This window comes from Arthrobacter rhombi, assembly GCF_900163545.1.
Classification (GTDB): Bacteria; Actinomycetota; Actinomycetes; order Actinomycetales; family Micrococcaceae; genus Arthrobacter_H; species Arthrobacter_H rhombi_A.
This window is the reverse complement of the sequence record NZ_FUHW01000007.1, coordinates 38,896-58,929: the sequence shown is the minus strand read 5'-3', so window position 1 is coordinate 58,929 and position 20,034 is coordinate 38,896. Positions and strand designations below refer to the sequence as shown.

Genomic DNA, 20,034 nt, shown 5'->3' with positions numbered 1-20,034 from the left:
GCAAGGCTCCTTGGCTCCCGCCGTGGCGGCGGATCTAGATGTTGTGGTCAGTAGACCCTTGGTGGCCTACATCTAGTAATAACACCTTGCTGGAACATTTGTCTACGTGACCTCGTAGTATTTAGTTCGAAGCGCCAAACTTTGTGATTACCTCTGAGATGCCCCCGCAGGAAATGCCGGACCATTGAAGCTCAAGAGCATGAAAACAGGGATTTGCGTGCGGAAATGCGCTTGACGTCGGCGCCCCGGACAGTGGTCCGGGGCGATATGACAGCACAGCGAGGGGGTGCACCTGGCACCCCCTCGCCGGGAGGAGTATCTGCTGTTGTCCTTTTCCGATCAGTCGGGACGACGTTTGGGAATGGTGTCGACCTTCTCCCAGCCGCGCCGGACGTCCCGCGATCCCGCATGGGCATCACGGCTGCGGTAGAGGACGTAGGGGCGGAAGATGTACCCCACTGGCGCCGTGAAGACGTGCACCAGGCGGGTGAAGGGCCACAGCGCGAAGAGGAAGATGGCGATCAGCGCGTGGAACTGGAACGTGAACGGGGCATCGACCATCAAATCGGGCTGCGGGTTGAAATAGAAGATGCTGCGGAACCAGATGGAAACGCCTTCGCGGTAGTTATAGGCTCCAGCCACGCCCGAAACGGTATTGGCCAGTCCTGCCACGATGACCAGCCCGAGGGTGAAGTACATCGTCTTGTCCATCTTGGTGGTGGCGCCCAGTACGGCCTTGGTGAAGCGTCGCCGATACAGCAGCCCGATGAATCCGACGATCGTGAAGACCCCCGCGATGGCTCCGACCGAGATCGCCATGAAGTGGTACATCCCTTCAGAGATCCCGACGGCATCGGTCCAACTTTGGGGAATTCCCAAACCCATGACGTGACCGAGGAAGACCGCCAGGATGCCGAAGTGGAACATGGGGTTCGCCCAGCGCAGGATGCTGCTCTCATACATTTGGCTCGACCGTGAGGTCCATCCGAACTTGTCATAGCGATACCGCCAGATGTGTCCGAGGATGAAGATGGTCAGACAGATATAGGGAAAGATCAGCCACAAAAAGACATTCAACGGGTCGTCCATTACATGCCTCCCGGCATCGGCGCCAGATCCGGCGTTCCATAGGTGTCCAAGCCGACTTCCTCTTCTTCGGGACCCTCGGCGATCAGCCGTTGCACGGCTTCGTGGTCCTTGCCCTTCAGTGCTGGCAAGGTGGCGCACACGGAATCGATGGCCCCGAACCACGGGGATTCCACTTCCCGCAGATGTATCCGCAGCAGCTCTAGGCCTGCCCGGTTGTCGAGGATGATCTTCAGCCCCGCCTTGACGTCGGTCATGGCCCCGAATTCCAGAACTACGCACAGGTGGTCTGGCAACTGGTCGTCGGTCAACGTCAGGCCGGCCTTCACATAGACCTGTTTGATGCGCAGGAGCGCCAGGCCCCGCTTCCGGGTCTCCCCATTGGAGAAATAGGTCAGGAATAAACACCCCCGACGGCGGGTATCGAAGGTGTCGACATACTCACTCTGGATCTCGCGCAGCGTCCCCTGCTGTAGATGACGGATCGTCTTCTGCAAGCCGGCACCGACCTTGGCGGGCAGGCCGGCGGCCACTTCACTGAGCAGTTCCAGCCGCGAGAACAGTTCCTCATCGGGATAGTCCAACAGGATGGATGCTGACTGCCAGATCCCGGTGAGCTGTTCGGCGGAATATTTGAGTGCTGGGGCCTTGGGCGGTGTCATGACGAGGTTCCTCCCTGCGTGGAAGCCGCCGAACCCGACGGTGTTTCGGGGAACAAGCCCTCGGGTGTGCCTTGACCGTCCCAGTTCAACAGATTGATCCGCACTCCTTCGGGACGTCCCGGTACGTCGGGGGAACCGATGCCTGGATCCTTGCCCTGATCTGGGTCTTGGGCGAAAGAACCGTCCATGCCGCCCATGCCCGGACCGCCGTCGACGTCGAGCGAGCACTCGGTGGCGATGTTCTCCAATTTATGGGCGTCTTCGTAGTGGGCTGACGGGATGACATAGCGTTCTTCGTATTTCGCGATGGCCAGCAGACGGTACATGTCCTGGATTTCCTGGCCGGTCATGCCCACCGATTCGGCAATGGACTCCTTGGGTTCCCATCCCATGTTGATATCGCGCATATAGGAGCGCATGGCCGCCAACTTATGCAGCACCAGATCCACCGGTTGGGTGTCCCCGGCCGTGAAGAGACCCGCGAGATATTCGACGGGAATCCTGAGCTTGTCGATGGCCGCGAACAGGTTGTCCTGCTTTTCGGCGTCTTCGCCGGTGTCGCTGACCGCGTCCACCACCGGTGAGAGCGGCGGGATGTACCAGACCATCGGCATGGTGCGGTACTCCGGGTGCAACGGCAGGGCCACCTTGTACTTATTGATCAGCGCGTAGATCGGAGAACGTTGGGCGGCCTCGATCCAGTCCTCCGGAATCCCGGCCAGCGCCGCCTCGCGCATGACCTCGGGATCGTTCGGATCCAGGAACACCTCGCGTTGGGCTTCATATAGGCCGTGCTCGTCCGGGGTCGACGCGGCTTCGAGCACGCGATCGGCGTCGTAGAGCATCAGGCCGAGGTAGCGCAGGCGCCCAACACAGGTTTCCGAGCAGATCGTGGGTTGGCCGATCTCGATGCGCGGATAGCAGAACGTACACTTCTCGACCTTGCCGGTCTTGTGGTTGAAGTACATCTTCTTATATGGGCAACCACCCACGCACTGCCGCCAACCGCGGCAACGATCCTGGTCCACCAGCACGATACCGTCCTCTTCACGCTTATAGATGGCGCCGGTGGGGCAGGAGGAAACGCAGGAGGGGTTCAGACAGTGTTCACAGATGCGGGGCAGGTAGAACATGAACGTCTGTTCATATTCGAATTTGATCTTGTCCCCGACCTTCTGCAGGATCGGGTCGTTATGCGTGTTCTCCACCGAACCTGCCAAGTCGTCGTCCCAGTTGGACGACCACGTGACGGTGGTGTCCTGCCCGGTGAGTAACGATTTGGGCCGTGCCACCGGCATATGGTCCTGGGCGGGAGCCGTGGTCAGGTTCTCGTAGTCGTAGGTCCACGGCTCGTAGTAGTCCTTGATGCCTGGCAGATTGGGTGCGGCGAAGATGGTCATCAGGTTCTTCAGCCGGCCTCCAGCCTTGAGCTTGAGCCGACCACGTTTGGTCAGCGTCCAGCCGCCTTTCCACTTTTCCTGGTCCTCGTAGGTGCGTGGATACCCCTGACCGGGCCGGGTTTCGACGTTGTTGAACCAGATGTGCTCGGCTCCCGAGCGGTTCGTCCAGACCTGCTTGCACGTGACCGAACACGTGTGGCATCCGATGCACTTATCGAGGTTCATCACCATTGCCATTTGGGCCATGACACGCACTAGTACGTCACCTCCTGGTTGCGGCGACGAATGACCGTGACTTCGTCGCGTTGGTTTCCCGTCGGCCCCATGTAGTTGAAGGCGTAGGTCTGCTGGGCGTAGCCGCCGATCATATGTGTGGGCTTGATCATCAGACGGGTCAGCGAGTTGTGGTTGCCGCCGCGCTGGCCGCTGGTCTCGGAGATGGGCATATCGATCAGCCGGTCCTGCGAGTGATACATGAACACGGTGCCCTCGGGCATCCGGTGCGAGACGATGGCTCGTGCGGTGGTGGTGCCGTTGCGGTTGACGGCCTCGATCCATTCGTTGTCCCTGACACCGATCTTCTCGGCATCCAGCGGACTCATCCAGATTCCGGGGCCGCCCCTGAACAGCGAGAGCATGAACAGGTTGTCCTGGTATTCGGAGTGGATGGACCACTTATTATGCGGGGTCAGGTATCTGACGGACACGCCCTTGGAGGAGGTGGAACCGATGGCCGGTTCATCGAATAGCGCCGTCATGTCCAGCGGTGGCCGGAAGATCGGCAATCCCTCCCCCAGTTCGGTCATCCAGTCGTGATCCAGATAAAAGTGCATCCGGCCGGTCAGGGTATGCCACGGTTTGAGCCGTTCAACGTTGATGGTGAACGGGGAGTACCGCCGGCCGCCGGTTTCAGAACCTGACCATTCGGGTGAGGTGATCACCGGCGCCGGACCGTTTTGTGTATCGGCGAACGTCACCCGGTGGCCTTCGTTCTCCGAGGACAAGTCGTGCAGCAAGGTGCCGGTGCGTTTTTCCAGCGTTTTGAAACCCTGGGTCGCCAAATGTCCGTTGGTGGTGCCGGAGAGGGTCAGGATCATCTCACAGGCCTGGTAGTCCTTGAGGATGTCGGGGCGCCCATGGCCCGCACCTCCCCTCACGGTTCCGTTCTTGATCTTTAGTTCTTCGATTTCCCGGCTCACGTCAAAGGTGATGCCCTTGGTCGTGGCCCCGAGCGTGTCCATCAGGGGTCCGATCGAGCGCATCATGTCGCCGATCTTCGTGTAGTCGCGTTCGACTTCGATGATCTTGGGCATGGTGACCCCGGGCTCGGGCTCACATTCGCCGTATTTCCAGTCCCTGACCTTCCCATGTGGGGAAACCATCGCATCGGGGGTGTCATGGGTCAGCGGCGCCGCGACGACGTCGGTCTGCTTGCCCAGGTGCGGTTCCGCCAGACGGCTGAACACCCGGGAGATTTCCTGCCAGGCGTCCCAGTCCGTACGGGATTGCCACGGCGGGGCGATGGCCGGGTTGAAGGAGTTCACGAACGGGTGCATGTCAGTGGTGGACAGGTCGTACTTCTCATACCAGGTGGCCGCCGGGAGCACGATATCCGAGTGCAGCGTGGAGCTGGTCATTCGGAAGTCCAGCGTGGTGAGCAGGTCGAGTTTCCCCGTCGGAGCCTTCTCCCGCCACTTCACGTCCTTGGGGCGGAAGCGTTCTGCGGTCTCCTCGGCACTGATGGTGTGCGAGGCCCCGAGCAGGTGGTTCAGGAAGTATTCGTTGCCCTTGGCCGAGGAACCGATCAGGTTCGAGCGCCACAGCGAGAGCACCCGGGGGTAGTTATCGGGGGCATCCGGGTCCTCGGCGGCGAAGTTCAGCCGACCCGCCTTGATCTCGTCAACCACGTAGTCCTTGGCCGACTGCCCCTTTTCCCGAGCCTGGGCCCCGATGACCAGCGGGTTGCGGTCGAAGGTCGGGTAGGAAGGCATCCAGCCCAGCCGTGCCGATTGGGCGATGATATCCGCCGTCGTCTTTCCGGCGAGCTGCCCCTTGCCGGTTTGGGCGGTCAGGGCATCGGCACCGAACTGGTCATAGCGAAACTGGTCGGTGTGGAGGTACCAGTAGGCCGTCTGCACCATGTTGCGGGGAGGACGCAGCCAGTCCAGTCCGTTTGCGAGTTGGTTGTATCCGGTCAGTGGACGGACCTTTTCCTGTCCGACGTAGTGCGCCCAGCCGCCACCGTTCACGCCCTGGCAACCGGTGACGGTCGTCAAGGTCAGGAAGGTGCGGTAGATGGTGTCCGAGTGGAACCAGTGGTTGGTGCCGGCTCCCATCAGGATCATCGAGCGGCCCTTGGAATCCTCGGCGTTCTGCGCGAATTCCCGACCGATGCGTTCGCAGGCCTCGGCCGTGACGCCGGTGATATTGGCCTGCCAGGCGGGGGTGTTCGGCGATTCGGCGTCGTCGTAGCCCGTGGGCCACTCCCCCGGCAGCCCGGGGCGCCCCACACCATATTGGGCCAGCATCAGGTCAAAGACCGTGGTAACCAGCCGTCCGGCCACTCGACGGGCCGGGACGCCGCGGCGGATGACACCGATATTGCCCTGGCCGGCGTCGAAGCGTGGCATGTCGATGGAGACGTTTTCGTCGGCACCATCGATCAGGGTCAGCTTGGGGTCGATATCCCCGAGGTCCAGGTTCCATTTGCCCTCACCGGTTTCGCCGTAGCGGTGCCCGAGGGTGCCCGGGGGCACCACCAGGCGGTCGGTGGCCGCATCAACCAGGACCGTCTTGAATTCGGGGTTCTCAGCCTCCGGCTCGATCTCTCCGTCCAGGTCGGCGGCGGTCAGGAACTTGCCGGCAGTAAACATCCGTTCTCCGTCGGCGTCCTGCGCTTCGTCGAGGGTGACCAGGAACGGCAGGTCGGTGTACTTCTTCACGTACTGGGTGAAGTAGGGGGTCTGCCGGTCCACGTGGAATTCCTTGAGGATGACGTGCCCCATGGCCATGGCCAAGGCACCGTCGGTTCCCGGTTCGGCGGGCATCCATTCATCGGCGAATTTGGTGCTGTCGGCGAAGTCGGGGGAAACGACAACCACTTTTTGTCCCCGGTAGCGGGCTTCGATCATCCAGTGGGCATCGGGGGTCCGCGTCACCGGGACGTTGGTGCCCCAGATGACCAGGTAGCCGGCATCCCACCAGTCCCCGGATTCGGGTACGTCGGTCTGGTCGCCGAAAACCTGGGGGGAAGCGACCGGCATATCGGCGTACCAGTCGTAGAAGCTGAGCATGGACCCGCCGATGAGGTTCACGAACCGGGCACCTGAGGAGTGCGAGACCATCGACATGGCCGGGATGGGCGAGAACCCTGCCACTCGGTCGGGACCGTATTTGCGGATGGTGTGCACATGAGCCGCCGCGACGATCTCGACCGCTTCGTCCCATGACGCGCGCACCAGACCGCCCTTGCCCCGGGCGCTCTTATACTTCACGGCCCGCTCCGGGTCCTCGGTCAGATCGGCCCACGCCAGGACCGGGTCCTTCAGCCGGGCTTTGGCCTCCCGGTACATCTCCAGCAGGACGCCGCGGATGTATGGGTAGCGGGTTCGGGTTGGCGAATAGGTGTACCAGGAAAAAGAAGCGCCGCGCGGGCAACCGCGCGGCTCGTATTCCGGCTTATCGGGGCCGGTGGTGGGGTAATCGGTGGCCTGGGTTTCCCAGGTGATGATGCCGTCCTTGACGTAGACATTCCAGGAGCACGACCCCGTGCAGTTCACCCCGTGGGTCGATCTGACCACCTTGTCGTGGCTCCAACGATCCCGGTAGAAGGAATCACCGGACCGACCACCGACCTTGAGTAGCGTGCGCCCATCGGGCGAGACGACTTCCTTCGGTTTGAAAAACCTCCGGGTCCTGATCAGCGCATCTTGTAGTCCGCTATTCATGGTCGTGCTCATGTCGGCCCTCCCGCATTCGCCGTATACGGCCCGCCATGAGGCCGTATGCCTCCTCGGACAGGGGGTTTCCGAAGCCGGTGGAATCAAAGACCCCGCGTCGATGAAACTCACAGTAGCAGGGAAAAAATGAGACCACCATCACATAGTCGCAATCAACAAAACTGCAGGTGACAGGGGAAATTCTTCACGCTCTCAGGTTCCGGCCCGCGGAGGGAACGACGAAGGCCGCCCCCGCGGGAGCGGCCTTCGAAGAGCTGATCGGCGCGGACGCGGCTCAAGGGGAACCGGAACCATCACGCTCGCGGGTCGCAGGTCAGCCACCGTGGGCTAGGCGAAAGGCAGCACCAGTTCGGCGTAGCGTTCCTTCACGGTGGCCAGCACCTCGTGGCCGTCGGCATCCCAGATCTGCTGGTTGAAGATCTCCACCTCGATGTCACCGGTGTAGCCGGCATCGCGGACCCAGGAGCCGATGGTGGCGAAGTCGATGACCCCGTCGCCCATCATGCCGCGGGAGAGCAGTGCGTCGGCGGCGATGGGCAGGTTGAAATCGCAGATTTGGTAGGAGGCGATCCGCTGTTCGCGGCCGGCCCGCTCAATCTGCGCCTTCAGATCAGGGTCCCACCAGACGTGGAAGGTGTCCACGGCGACGCCGACGGCTGCCGGATCGTAGGGTGCCGCCAGGTCCAGGGATTGGCCTAGCGTGGAGATCAGGGCCCGGTCTGCCGCATACATCGGATGTAGCGGTTCAAGGACCAGTCGCACCCCGTGTTCGACGGCGAAAGGCACCAAGTCCTTCAGGCGGTCGGCCACGCGTTGGCGGGCCGCGATGACGTCCTTCTCCCCCGGGGCTAGACCGCCGACCACCAGGAACAACTCGGTGGTGCCCAGCGCCACGGCCTCTTCGATTGCCGCGCGGTTATCGGCCAGCGCCGCGGCCTGGCCTTCGGCATCGGCTGCCGTCAGGAATCCTCCCCGGCACAGCGAGGAGACCCTCAGGCCGGCGTCGCGGATCAGCTGCGCCGATTCCGCGAGACCGTGGTCCGCGACGATGTCCCGCCAGGGGCCGATCGCGGGGATGCCGGCGCGGACGCAGCCGTCCACGACCTCGGGCAGGGTCCACTTCTTGGTGGTGGCGCTGTTCAGGGCCAACCGCGAATAATCGCTCATGCGCCCACCCCATTGGCTTGCAGGAACGTAGACATCCGGGCCGCTGAGCGCTCAGGATCCAGGAGCAGCCCGGCGGCGTCGGCGAGTTCGAACGTCCGGCTCAGGTGCATCAGCGACCGGCCAGAATGCAGGCCGCCCACCATCTGGAAGCCAGGCTGCTGCGCGTTGATCCACGAGAGGAACGCAATGCCCGTCTTGTAGTAGAACGTGGGGGCGCTAAAGATGTGCTTTCCCAGTTCCCGGGTCGAGTCCAGGGTGGCTCGTGCCGCCACCGGATCACCGGCGTCGTAGCTTTGCAGCGCTGCGGAGGCCGCCGGATAGATGGCTGCGAAGATGCCCAGCAGTGCATCGGAGTGGTGACTGCCGTCCCCGTCGATGAGTTCGGGATAGTTGAAGTCATCCCCGGTGTAGAGCCTGACCCCTGCAGGCAGTGAGGCCCGTAGTGCGACCTCGTGGCCGGCGTCGAGCAGGGAGACCTTGACCCCGTCGATCTTCTCCGCATGACCGCTGACCAGCGAGGAGAACGTATCGGTCGCCGTGGCGACGTCATCGGAGCCCCAGTAGCCGGCCAAGGCCGGATCGAACATGGTGCCCAGCCAGTGCAGGATCACCGGTTGCTTGGCCTCACGCAGCAACGTCGAATAGACGTGCAGGTAGTCCTCGGCGTCGGTGGCCACGGCGGCCAGCGCACGGGAGGCCATCAGGATGGTCTTCGCTCCGGCCTCCTCCACCAGGGCCATCTGCTCGCGGTAGGCCTCGAGCACGACGTTCAGCCCGGCAGGGCCCGAGGGGACGGTGGCCAGGTCCAGCTGGTCGGTTCCCGCGCCGCAGGCGAGCAGATCGCGCACCGATTTGCCGGCGGTGGCGGAGGCCTTTGAGGAGACCACTGCCGCGGCTTCGGCGGCACTGCGGCGGATCAGTTCTCCGGTCGCGGCCCAGTCCAGACCCATGCCGCGCTGGGCGGTGTCCATCGCATCGGCGACACCCAGGCCGTAAGACCACAGTTCGTGGCGGTAGGCCAGGGTGGTATCCCAGTCCAGTTGCGCCGGGGCGCCGGGCACGTTCTCGGCGCGCACGTCGGGGATGACGTGGGCCGCGGCGTAGGCGTGCCGGGAGGTGATCGGGGTGCTGGGTTTGAGCCAGGTCCGCGCCTCGGCGAGCTGGTGCCTTCGGGTTCCACCGCCGGTAGCGGGAAGGATCAGCGAGGCCATCAGAGCGTGATTTCCGGGATGTCGATGGTGCGGCGCTCGTCATTGGACTGCAGCCCCAGTTCGGCGAGCTGGACGCCGCGTGCTGCGGACAGCAAACCGAAGCGGTGTTCACGTCCGGCGACGATATCGCGCAGGAACTCTTCCCACTGCAGCTTGAAGCCGTTGTCCAGCTCGGCGTTGGCCGGGACTTCCTGCCACTGGTCGCGGAAGGATTCGGTGACCGGCAGGTCGGGGTTCCAGACCGGCTTGGGGGTGTGGGCGCGCTGCTGGGCGACGCACTTATTCAGGCCGGCCACTGCCGAGCCGAGGGTTCCATCGATCTGGAATTCGACGAGTTCGTCGCGGTAGACCCGCACGGCCCAGGAGGAGTTGATCTGCCCGACGACCTCGTCGCCGGCGGGGGTCTCGAGTTCGAAGATGCCGTAGGAGGCGTCATCGGCGGTCGCGACGTATTCCTGGTCCTGCTCGTCCCAGCGGGCCGGGATGTGGGTGGCGGTCTTGGCGTTGACGCTTTTGACCTTCCCGATGATCCCCTCGAGGACGTAGTTCCAATGGCAGAACATGTCGGTGGTCATGCCCCCGCCGTCTTCCTTGCGGTAGTTCCAGGACGGACGCTGCGCCGACTGCACATCGCCTTCGAAGACCCAGTAGCCGAATTCGCCGCGGATGGACAGGATGCGGCCAAAGAATCCCTCATCGACGAGGCGGCGCAGCTTCACCAGCCCGGGCAGGTAGAGCTTGTCATGCACGACGCCGGCGGTCACCCCGGACTCGGTGCCGATGCGGGCGAGCTCGATGGCTTCGTCGAGGGTTTCGGCGGTGGGCTTCTCGGTGAAGATGTGTTTGCCGGCCTGCATGGCCTTCTTCAGCGTCGCGGCGCGCAGGCTGGTCATCGAGGCGTCGAAGACGACGTCGACGGTCGGGTCGTTGATGACCGCGTCCAGATCGGTGCTCCATTCGGCTACCCCATGCAGTTCTGCAAGTTCGCGGACCTTGGCTTCGTTGCGCCCGATGAGGATCGGCTCGACCTGGACGCGGCTGCCATCGGCCAGGGTGAAGCCTCCGGCGTCGCGGATCGGCAGGATGGATCGCAGCAGGTGCTGGCGGTAGCCCATCCGGCCGGTAATGCCGTTCATGGCGATACGGATGGTGCGTGGTGTCGAGCCCATGGGACCTCTTTGCTAGGGGTGGATGGTATGAAATCTGATCGGGAAAGCGCATTCCCGTTGTGTCCATCATGCCCATCCAAACAATGCTTGGCAAGCGCTTTCCCAAACTTTTCTGTCATGCGATACTGGAACTCTTGTCCACCATGTGAGCCGTGACGGCCGGCGAAGGGGTAGCGATGTCCGCAACGACACTGGCCGAGGTGGCCCGCAAGGCAGGAGTCTCCGCCGCCACCGCGTCCCGGGTGCTCAATGGTTCGGCGCGGATCCCCGGACCGGAGATTGCCGCAAACGTCCGGCGGGCGGCCCTCGAACTGGGGTACGTGCCCAATGCGCAAGCTCAGGGGCTGGCGAAATCCAGCTCGGGGGTCATCGGCCTCATCGTCCACGACATCGCCGACCCGTACTTCGCGGCCATCGCCCACGGCGTCCAGGAAGCTGCCCGGGAACGCAATAAACTCGTCATGCTCGCCACCACCGGCGGCACCCCTGCAGAGGAGGCCACCGCAGTCTCCGCCTTCGCCGCCCACCGGGCTGATGCCATCATCCTGGCGGGCTCGCGGACCACCGCTGCTGCGGACCGTGAAGCCAACAGCACCTTGGCCAACGAGCTGGACCTCTACTGCCGTAATGATGGCCAGGTGGCCGTCATCGGTCGCCCCGTGGAGGGGACCGGTTCCCCCGAACACCACCACGTCATCGCCATTCCCAACGAAGACCTGGCGTGTCAGCTGGCGGGCGCATTGGCCGCCAACCATCGCGGCCCCTTCCTGATTGTGGCGGGCCCCGAGGGCTTGGCCACCTCGGACGATAGGGTCCGTGGATTCCAACATGGTCTACACGCCGCGGGTGTTCCGGCGGCCGAGGTCTTGCATACCGGATTGGACCGAGCTGGCGGCCATGCCACCGGCGCCGAGCTGGCACCACGGGTCGCCGCGGCTCACCGGGAAGGGGCCCCTGTCTGCCTTTTTGCGGTCAGTGACGTGATGGCCATCGGGCTGGTCGCCGGGCTGCGTGAGGGCGGGGTCCAGGTTCCGCGCGACGCCGCCGTCGCGGGATTCGACGATATCGAAACGCTGCGGGATTTCCATCCCGGATTGACCACCGTGCGGCTACCGTTGCTGCACATCGGACGGATCGCCGTCGAAAGCACCGTGGCACTCCCTGGAGGTGCCGCCGGAGCCGAGCCCACCGTCACCGGCGAGCTCGTGCTCCGACGCAGCACCACCGCGGCGGGGCAGGGCTAACGCGGTATTAGTGCCGCGCCAGGCTGAACTGCACCGGCAGCCCGTCCCGGGTGCGGACCGCGATCTCGGTATGCCCCTGCCGGCCATGATCATGGCCGTGGCGTCCTCCATGATGGTCGTGGCCGCCGTGGCCCTTGCGGGAAGTGACCTTCACGCCGTCGACCTTTTCGGCTAGCTTCCAGGAGCCCTTGACCTTCACGGTCAGGGTGTGGGCCTGGCTCGCGTTTTCCCTCCAGGACACCACGTAGGGAAGGACTCCGCCGACGAAACGGCCCTTGGCATCGTATTGGTCCGGGTCTTTGCCCGAATACAGGCGGAGATCCGGATCCGTCACCGACATGACCAGACGGTTCTTTTCACGCCGGGTCATCAACAGCGAAGGAGTATCCACCCCTTCGATATCGCCCTCGAACCCGTGCCCCGCCTCGAAGACCGCGTAGCCGGTGATACCGGTCTCCCGATCGCGGACTGCATGCCGGTCGGAGCGCGCCTCCAACACCTCATAGGGGGCTCGCCGGCCGCCCATGGCTTTCGCGAAGGCCGCCGTTTGTTGTGGAGTCCGCCCGATCAACATCGCGTATTCATAGGAGCCGTTCCTCGGTTTGGTCCCATGGCTCAGCCACGCCGTGGCGAAGTCCCCACTGGTGGGTTCTCCGGAGCTCTGGTCCTTCGACTTCTGCGTGGAACGCTCGATCCCCAGGTGCTGCTTGGCCGGGATGTAGTAGCCATTGCCCTTCCCGTCGGCCAGCCATTGTGCATGCTTGGATTTCTTGCGCGATTTGCGCTCGAGCGGGAAGTCGGCGACGGGCCGGGTGGAGTCGATGTAGGTGGGCTCCGACGTCGCCGCCAGGTGGCTCTGGAACAGGGTCGTCCCCGTTTCGTTTCGGCGGTCATTGTTTTCGATCCCCGTACCCACCGCGATGACCCGCTCGTCGAAGAGGAACACCGATTTGCGGGCCCGGTGGCTGGGATCCCAGGAAGGGATCTCGTGCAGGTCCATGGCAAAGAGGCCGTGCCGGCCATCGATGTTGGTGGCCCCGCCGAAGCGCGAATCCGAGAGCGGCATGATTTCCACTCCGAGCCCGAGGTCGATGAACAGGTCATCAACCGGCTTATGGATCGCCGTCGTGCCCGGGAACCGCCCCCAATCCCAGCCTTCCTGGGAGAACCCGCTATCCAGCAGGGTGATCGGGTCGCCCGTGGACTGAACGTTGATCTGCCCGTAGGTGCCGTAGCGGCCATAGATATTGGCGTTTTCGTAGGTCTCCGAGCTCCACAGGTAGCGGTTGTGTCCGCGAACGGTCACCGACCAGTCCTCGCGGCGGTGCACTCCGAGGGCGCCGTAGTTGTAGGTCCAGTGGCCCGTCGGGGAATCTTCCACGGTGACCCCGGTAGCAGCCAATTTGGCGGCCAACCGCTGGTGGATCGAAGACTGCTTTTCCGGCAGCAGGCGTAGGAAGGCAGCCCCCAGTTCGGGGTCCAGGGCCTTCTTCCCGTCGGGCGTGCCAGCCTGGAACAGCCACTGGAAGGGATCGAGCTTGAGTGTTTGGCCCGCCTTCGGATGGCGGTTACACACGGTCAGCGACCATTCGAATTTATTGGCAAAGGTGCGCATCCCCAGCACCGCCTTTTTCAACAGGGAGTGCGCCGCCTCGGACAGACGGAACGACGTGCCACCCAGGACCATGACCATTGGCGCCAGTCCGGAGAGGCCATCAGCGCTGTAGGCGGGGTAGAACCCGACATGGTGGAATCCCGAGCCATCGGCCTTGATTCCGCCCTGCAAACCGTCACTTGGCTGCAGGGTGATATCGAGGAAGTCGCGGACGGCTGAGAGCCAAGCCGCCTGTTCGCCAGGAGTCTCCCGCAGCATGGCCGCTGCCACAAGGCCCCTGACATTCGTGTTGTAGATGTCCATGATGCCATCGCGTCGCAGCGGGCGTTCGAGAACGCGCCCCAGGCCGACGAACCAGTCGATATCGGCCCGGGCTTCCTCCAGCAATCCTTCATCCTGGAGGACGTCCTTCATGATAAAGACGGAGTCGTAGTACCCACGAATGTTGTATCCGAGATGGTGGACACTGCCCTGGCTACTGCCCTTGGCCCAACCCACGCGGCGAAGATGCAAGACGGCCCGGACGTACAGCTCGGCCACCAGCGGCCTGCGGGTGGCATCGGCACGTTCCCAGGCCCGGGCGATCTTCTGCATCAGATCCGTGAGCGTGCGCAGTTTGGCGCTTCCAGCCAGCGCAGCCAGTTCGGGGGCGATCTGAGGCGGGAAGATGGCCTGCTGGTTCAAGAAGACCGGTGTCGCCGGCCCACTGGTGGACCGCTCGGGAATGCCGAGCTTGGCCAGTTGCGCCGTCAGATCGGCCACCTGCGCGCCCGTGGTCGCGCCGCCACCGGTGAGGTAGGCCTCAAGGTATCTTGACTTCACCGTCGACACATCGGCCAGCAACGTCGCATCTGTGACCGGTGCCGGCGCCTGGGCATCCTGTAGTTCCTGGAACTTCAGCAGGGCGAGCCAATGCGCATTTTGCGCCGTATCGGCTTCCGGATTGACGAATGGGGCCTGCTCGCTCCGCATCGGATGGTCGGTGCGCATGGACATGTTCAGGACCAGCTGGTCCAGGAAGAGCGTCCCGGAACCCGAAGACGGGGCGACGAACCGCAGGGTATCCATGTCGCGGCGCGGTTTGCCTTTCAGGTCCTGGGCCAGGCGGATCCAGACGGTTCGCCAGCCGGTGAAGTCCAGATGGAGGTCGCACCAGGCGTCTTTGCTTCCCTGCCGGCCGAATTCCAGGCGCAGGGTGCCCTGGCGGGCCGTGGAATTGTAGATCCACAGGCCGAAGGTGCTGCACGATCCGAGCTTCGTCTCGTCGTCCTCCGGGATTCTGGAGTCCTCGGCGTCCAGTGCCGCATCGATCTGCAGGATGGAGCCGGCGGAGTAGTCCCAGCGGAGGGAGTGCTTGCCGATGATGGCCTGCTCGTCACTGATCGCGGGCTCCGCCCCCGAGACCGCAGTGACCTGCTCGGGCACCTTCGTTTCGAAGAGGAAGGTCGGCGGCTGCAGGGCCAGGGCCTTCGCTTCGACGTCACCGGGAACCGCGGGGGCCATCGGGGCCCGGGCACCGGCGGCTTGGGCGGGTGCGGCGCTGAGCGCGAACGCAGCCCCCGCGCTGGCGACGCTGCCGACCTTGATGAGGGTGCGTCGGTTAAATTCGAGGTTGGTCCAGTTCATTGTTTTCCAATCTTCTCCGGTACGCGAACGGGCGACCGGAAGGGCTTTCCATGAGCTCAATCTGGTAGACACCTCCGGCATTTCACCGGGTGCCTCCAGCTGGGACACGGTCAGTCAAGGTGACGTACACCATAGGAATAAATGAGCACCCCGAAGTTCTGTCCGGCCGCGCGGGCCTCAAGCCGGACGGCGGATTAGCTCGAGGACAGCGAGTCGAGGATCTTCCGGGTGGCGGCCAGCGCCTCGCCCAGCTCCGGCAAATCGGGGTTCCAGGCCTTCTCCCATTCCAAGGACACCCAGGGATCGACTCCGGTCGGCGCCTGTTCCCCGTACAGCCGGAGCATCTTCTCCAACGGGATGTCCCCCTCCCCTGGCAGGGTCAGGATCGGGGCATCGGCGGTGGAGCCACGGCGGGCATCCTTGAGCTGGAGGTACTCGATGCGCCCGGCGAGCGCCTTCACGGTCGCTTCGGGTTCCTCCCCGCGTTTCCACGGGTGCAGGACATCCCAAATGGTGCGCACCGCGCCCTGCGGCCCCAGGGGGAACAGGATGCGTGCGGCGTCGACCCCGCGTGGATGCGAATCATGAGTCTCCAATAAGAGCTGGACCCCATGCATGGCCGCCGGCCCTTCGGCCGCCGTCAGCCTCCGGACTGCATTTTCCTCCAGCTCAAAGGCCTCCTCGCGGTCGGCCTCGGAGGTTGAATCCAGTCCGGCACCGGGAAAGACCCTCACGGCCTTCGCCCCGATGTCTGCCGCGAGCCGCAGCGCGGCCTCGAGTTCCCGAAAGACGTCGATGTCCTTTCCGGGAGCGCAGATCTTGACATAGCTCCCCACCGCCAAGATGGTGATCCCGGCATCGGCGAAGGCGGTCTTGACCTTCCCACGCTCGGCGTCGTCCATGCTGGCGGAGATAATTCCACCCTCGTGCATCCGCAGTTCGACGCCGGTGGCCCCGTGCTCGCCGGCGAGCGCCAGCACTTCGTCGACATCGGCGTCTGGGCATCCCAACGTGGAGAAGGAAAGTTGCATGGGGCGTGGTGCTCCTTGGTATCGCTGACGGTGGTGTGCTCCATTGTTGGCCATGTTCCGTTCAGGCGCTACTGCTTTATTCCTTACCTTGACGTGCCGTTGAGTTCCCATCCAACAGGGCACCGGCACTCAGGGCCGGCCCCGTCACGGACATCAGGAGCGAAGTCATGGACCAGGAACTATCCCGCAGGACCGCGCTTAAGGGCGCCGGAGGGGTGGCCGTGACCGGCCTGCTCCTGAGCTTCATCAGCCAAACCGCCCAGCCCGCCCGGGCCGCGGAAACCCCGGCCTTGACCAGCGCCGATTTCGCCACACTGCGCTCCACCTGGGTGGACCAGCTCACCGGCCGGAGGGAATTCATTGCCGGCGACCGGGATTTCGCCAACGCCTTGGCCACTCTGGACCACGCCGCCGCATCGGCCGTGGCCACCTTGGACTCCTCCACGGCCAGAACCCGGATCTTCACGGACTTGGACCTGGCCGCAGCCGGGGACCTGCGCTATACGTATGTGCGCTTATCCCAGATGGCCACTGCCTGGGCCACCCCCGGGGCGGCTTCCTTCGGCCAGGGCACCTTGTTGAAGCAGATCCGTGCCGGGCTGTCCGACGCCCACCGGCTGCGCTACAACGACACCACTGACGAGGAGGGCAACTGGTGGGCCTGGGAAATCGGGGTTCCCCGGGCCCTGGCGGACACGCTGGTACTGCTCTTCGACGAGCTGGACGAGGACGAGCGGGCCGCGCACTGCGCAGCGATCGACCACTTCGTGCCGGACCCGTGGCAGCAGTTCCCGCCCTCGCGCGGGAAGATCACCTCGGTCGGGGCGAACCGCGTGGACCTGTGCCAGGGCATCATCGTCCGCTCACTGGTCGACGGGAACGAAGAGAAGCTCCACCATGCCGTCGCCGGACTCTCCGAGGTGTGGCAGTACGTCACCAGCGGCAACGGCTTCTTTGCCGACGGCTCCTTCATCCAGCACAGCACCACCCCCTATACCGGCTCCTACGGGGTGGTTCTGCTCAGTGGTCTCGCCAAGCTCTTCGCACTGCTCGGCGGAACCGATGCCGCGGTCTCCGATCCGAGCCGGGACATCCTCTTCACAACCGTTGAGGACTCCTTTGCCCCCTGCCTGATGGCCGGGGCCATGGCCGATTCGGTGCGCGGGCGCAGCGTCTCCCGCGAGGAAAACACCGGTTTCGATTTGGGGGCCAGCACCATCGAGGCCGTGCTGCTGCTGGCACGTGCCGTCGACGCACCCACCGCCAAGCGCTGGCGCCGGCGCGCGTTGCAATGGATCACCGATAACGACCACGCCCCCATTCTGGACGGAGCCAGCGTCGCGCGCACGGCACTGGTGAAGGAACTCCTGTCGCTGGGCCTGTCGCCGGCGGCCCCACTGGCCGGCCATTTCCTGTTCCCGGCGATGGACCGCACCATGCACCGCGGCCCCCAGTGGTCACTGTCCACGGCGATGTGCAGCAACCGGATCTCCTGGTACGAATGCGGCAACGGCGAAAATGACCGGGGCTACCATTCCGGCTCGGGCATGACCTATGTCCATGACGCCGATCTGGGCCAGTACGACGACGCCTTCTGGGCCACCGCAAACCATGTCAGGCTGCCCGGGACCACCGTGGACACCACGTCCCTGCCGGATCAGGTCGAGGGCCAGTGGGGGGCCGGGACACCGGACAACGAATGGACCGGCTCGAGCGCCAACGAGGAGATCGCCGCCGTCGGACAGCACCTCATCGGCCCCGGAGGCACCGGACTCAGTGCCCGGAAGTCATGGTTCGTCAGCGAGGACGTCATCGTGTGTCTGGGCTCCGACATCCACACCGGTTCCTTGGCGCCGGTGGAAACCATCGTGGACCACCGCAACCTGCACCAGGGCTCCAACGCCTTGGTCACCGCTTCGGGGCGCGTCGCAGCTACGACTGATGCTGAGTCAGTCCTCTCATCGGACCGCTGGGTCCATCTAGAGGGCTTCGGCGCTTACGTCGCGCTGGACGAAGCGCCACTTCACGTACTGCGCGAACGCCGGTCGGGGTCCTGGTCAGATGTCAACGCCAAGGGCAGCACCGAGGTGCAGCAACGCAACTACGCCACGCTCTATTTCGATCACGGCACCTCACCGGAGCAGGCCGGCTACGCGTACCTGATCGCCCCGGGCGCCTCGATCCAGGGGGCTGCGAAACTCGCCCGACGGAAGCAGCACACGGTGCTGCGTAATGACGCGGTCGCCCAGGCGGTCTCCTTCGCCCACGAGAAGACGCTGGCCGCCACGTTCTGGGGGCAGGGCACGGTCGCCGACCTCGAACTGTCGGGCCCGGCCTGCGTCGTCCAGCGCGAGGACGGAAACCGGCTTCAGTTGTCGCTCAGCGAACCCACCCAGGGCGCTTCCTCGCTCTCGTTGACCTTCAGGACCAGGCGGCGCTACCGGCTCCTCGAGGGTGATAGAGCCAGGCTGACCCGCAACGCCGACGGGTCGACGACGCTAGAGGTCGATACCCGCGGCCTGGCTGGGGCCACGGTGCACCTCGCCGTTCAGGCCAAGGGCCCGCGGACCTTCACGCCGTCGGGCCCGCGGTAGCGGCCGGGGCCCGGCGGTCCGTCGGGCCCGCGGTAGCGGCCTCCGGCACGGTGGCACAGGATTCGCGCACCACAATGCGCGGTCGCAGACGGATCTGGTAGATCGGGCAGGCATCGCCTTCTTTCAGCCGGCGCAGCAGGATCTCTGCGGCCATCATGCCCAAACGGTGCTTCGCGGGCGAGATCGCCGTCAACGGGATCGGGGCGATATCGGCCATCTCATCGTCATAGGAGACCAGGGATAGTTCCTCGGGCACGTTCACCCCACGCCTCAGGGCGGCGGTCTGCAGCAGTGTCGCTTCGCGGTCCCCGAACACCAAGGCCGCCGTCGCACCGCTGTCCCGTAGCCGGGTATACATGGCCTCGGCCTGATCCTGCTCCCATTCGGGTTTTGTCGAACTGAAAATCGGCAGTTCCTCCCCGTCGGCAAAAAGTCCGAGGTCGGCGACGGCACTGCGGTACCCGGCGACGACGGCCGATTGGGTGGGGTTGGCGCTCTTGCCCGCCACATTGGACCTCGTCAGCACGGCGATGCGTTCGTGCCCCAGTCCGGCCAGGTGCTTCACCGCGTCGTAGGCCCCGCCCTGGTGGTCCGAGCAGATGTGTTCGGTCCGATCCGCAGCCCCGAGGTCCTCGAGGCTGCGCTCGAGCAGCACCACCGGGACCGGCAGGGCCGCCAGTTCGGCGACCCTCCGCTCCGGATCGGGAATGCCGGTCAGGGTCGGTACGAGCAGCAGCCCGTCGACGCCGGCGTCGAGCAGGAACTGGATGCTGGAGTTCTCCCGGCTCAGATCGTAATGGTAGGTCGACAACTGCAGGCTGGCCCCCTGCGCCGTGAGGTGCTCCTCGATCCCCTGCAGGACTTTCGGATAGTACAGCTGGGTATCCGGCAGCAGAACACCGATGGTGTAGCGCGGTTTCTTCAAGGCCCGCGAGGGTGGGGTGGCGACGAAGCTGCCGGCGCCCTGCCGCCTGATGACGAGCCCTTTCTCGACCAGATCCTCGTAGGCACGCCGGACCGTGGTCAGGGACAGGCCGGTTTCCCGGGCGAGTTGGGCCTCCGTGGGTAGCTTGCTGCCCACGGCCCAAGTGCCCGCGAGGATCTCCCGGCGAAGGTCTTCACTGAGTTCCTGAAATTTCAGGGGCTGCTTGCGGACGTTACGCAGTTCCCCCTGGTCGGCGACGAGCCGTCGGTAGTCTGGCACGGATACTCCCTTGGTCATTCCTTCCATAATGCACGATCATTGAAGGAGTTTTAAGGGATGATTCGT

12 protein-coding genes are annotated in these 20,034 nt (G+C 64.4%); 2 read left to right on the top strand and 10 right to left on the bottom strand.

The features are described from left to right. Positions 1–339: 339 nt before the first annotated feature. The 7 genes from narI to FM101_RS01385 form a co-directional block, all read right to left on the bottom strand. Complete coding sequence (narI, locus tag FM101_RS01415; protein ID WP_086994386.1) at positions 340–1,089, bottom strand: respiratory nitrate reductase subunit gamma; 750 nt, start codon at positions 1,087–1,089, stop codon at positions 340–342. Continuing rightward, positions 1,089–1,748, bottom strand: coding sequence for a nitrate reductase molybdenum cofactor assembly chaperone (gene narJ / locus FM101_RS01410; RefSeq protein ID WP_086994383.1), 660 nt, complete (start codon positions 1,746–1,748; stop codon positions 1,089–1,091). The genes narI and narJ overlap by 1 nt, the downstream gene beginning before the upstream one ends. Beyond that, a complete protein-coding gene (gene narH, locus FM101_RS01405) occupies positions 1,745–3,403 on the bottom strand; it encodes a nitrate reductase subunit beta (protein ID WP_086994380.1) in 1,659 nt (552 codons plus the stop codon). The genes narJ and narH overlap by 4 nt, the downstream gene beginning before the upstream one ends. Next, positions 3,403–7,107 (bottom strand): nitrate reductase subunit alpha, encoded by a 3,705-nt coding sequence (locus tag FM101_RS01400; protein WP_086994377.1) that lies wholly within the window; start codon positions 7,105–7,107, stop codon positions 3,403–3,405. Before FM101_RS01400 ends, narH begins: the two co-directional genes overlap by 1 nt. Before the next feature lie 327 nt (positions 7,108–7,434). Then, positions 7,435–8,274, bottom strand: a complete 840-nt coding sequence (locus tag FM101_RS01395) for a sugar phosphate isomerase/epimerase family protein (RefSeq protein ID WP_086994374.1) — start codon at positions 8,272–8,274, stop codon at positions 7,435–7,437. Beyond that, a complete protein-coding gene (locus tag FM101_RS01390; protein ID WP_086994372.1) occupies positions 8,271–9,485 on the bottom strand; it encodes a dihydrodipicolinate synthase family protein in 1,215 nt (404 codons plus the stop codon). Before FM101_RS01390 ends, FM101_RS01395 begins: the two co-directional genes overlap by 4 nt. Beyond that, positions 9,485–10,654, bottom strand: a complete 1,170-nt coding sequence (locus tag FM101_RS01385; protein ID WP_086994369.1) for a Gfo/Idh/MocA family protein — start codon at positions 10,652–10,654, stop codon at positions 9,485–9,487. The genes FM101_RS01390 and FM101_RS01385 overlap by 1 nt, the downstream gene beginning before the upstream one ends. Positions 10,655–10,830: 176 nt before the next feature. Here FM101_RS01385 and FM101_RS01380 point away from each other — a divergent pair, with 176 nt between their 5' ends. Then, the gene (locus tag FM101_RS01380) at positions 10,831–11,898 is read left to right on the top strand and encodes a LacI family DNA-binding transcriptional regulator (RefSeq protein WP_086994366.1); all 1,068 of its coding nucleotides are present in this window, start codon (positions 10,831–10,833) and stop codon (positions 11,896–11,898) included. Positions 11,899–11,905: 7 nt separating this feature from the next. On the opposite strand, the gene FM101_RS01375 is transcribed toward FM101_RS01380, so the two are convergent. Next, a complete protein-coding gene (locus tag FM101_RS01375) occupies positions 11,906–15,139 on the bottom strand; it encodes a chondroitinase family polysaccharide lyase (RefSeq protein WP_158225983.1) in 3,234 nt (1,077 codons plus the stop codon). 194 nt (positions 15,140–15,333) lie between these two features. Then, a complete protein-coding gene (locus FM101_RS01370; protein ID WP_158225984.1) occupies positions 15,334–16,170 on the bottom strand; it encodes a sugar phosphate isomerase/epimerase family protein in 837 nt (278 codons plus the stop codon). A gap of 167 nt (positions 16,171–16,337) precedes the next feature. On the opposite strand from FM101_RS01370, the gene FM101_RS01365 reads away from it, so the two are divergent. Then, positions 16,338–18,764 carry a polysaccharide lyase 8 family protein gene (locus tag FM101_RS01365; protein ID WP_086994357.1) on the top strand — a complete coding sequence of 809 codons (2,427 nt, stop codon included), beginning with the start codon at positions 16,338–16,340 and terminating at the stop codon, positions 18,762–18,764. On the opposite strand, the gene FM101_RS01360 is transcribed toward FM101_RS01365, so the two are convergent. Beyond that, complete coding sequence (locus FM101_RS01360; protein ID WP_241895506.1) at positions 18,742–19,968, bottom strand: GntR family transcriptional regulator; 1,227 nt, start codon at positions 19,966–19,968, stop codon at positions 18,742–18,744. The two genes, FM101_RS01365 and FM101_RS01360, sit on opposite strands and share 23 nt — an antisense overlap. Positions 19,969–20,034 lie beyond the last annotated feature (66 nt).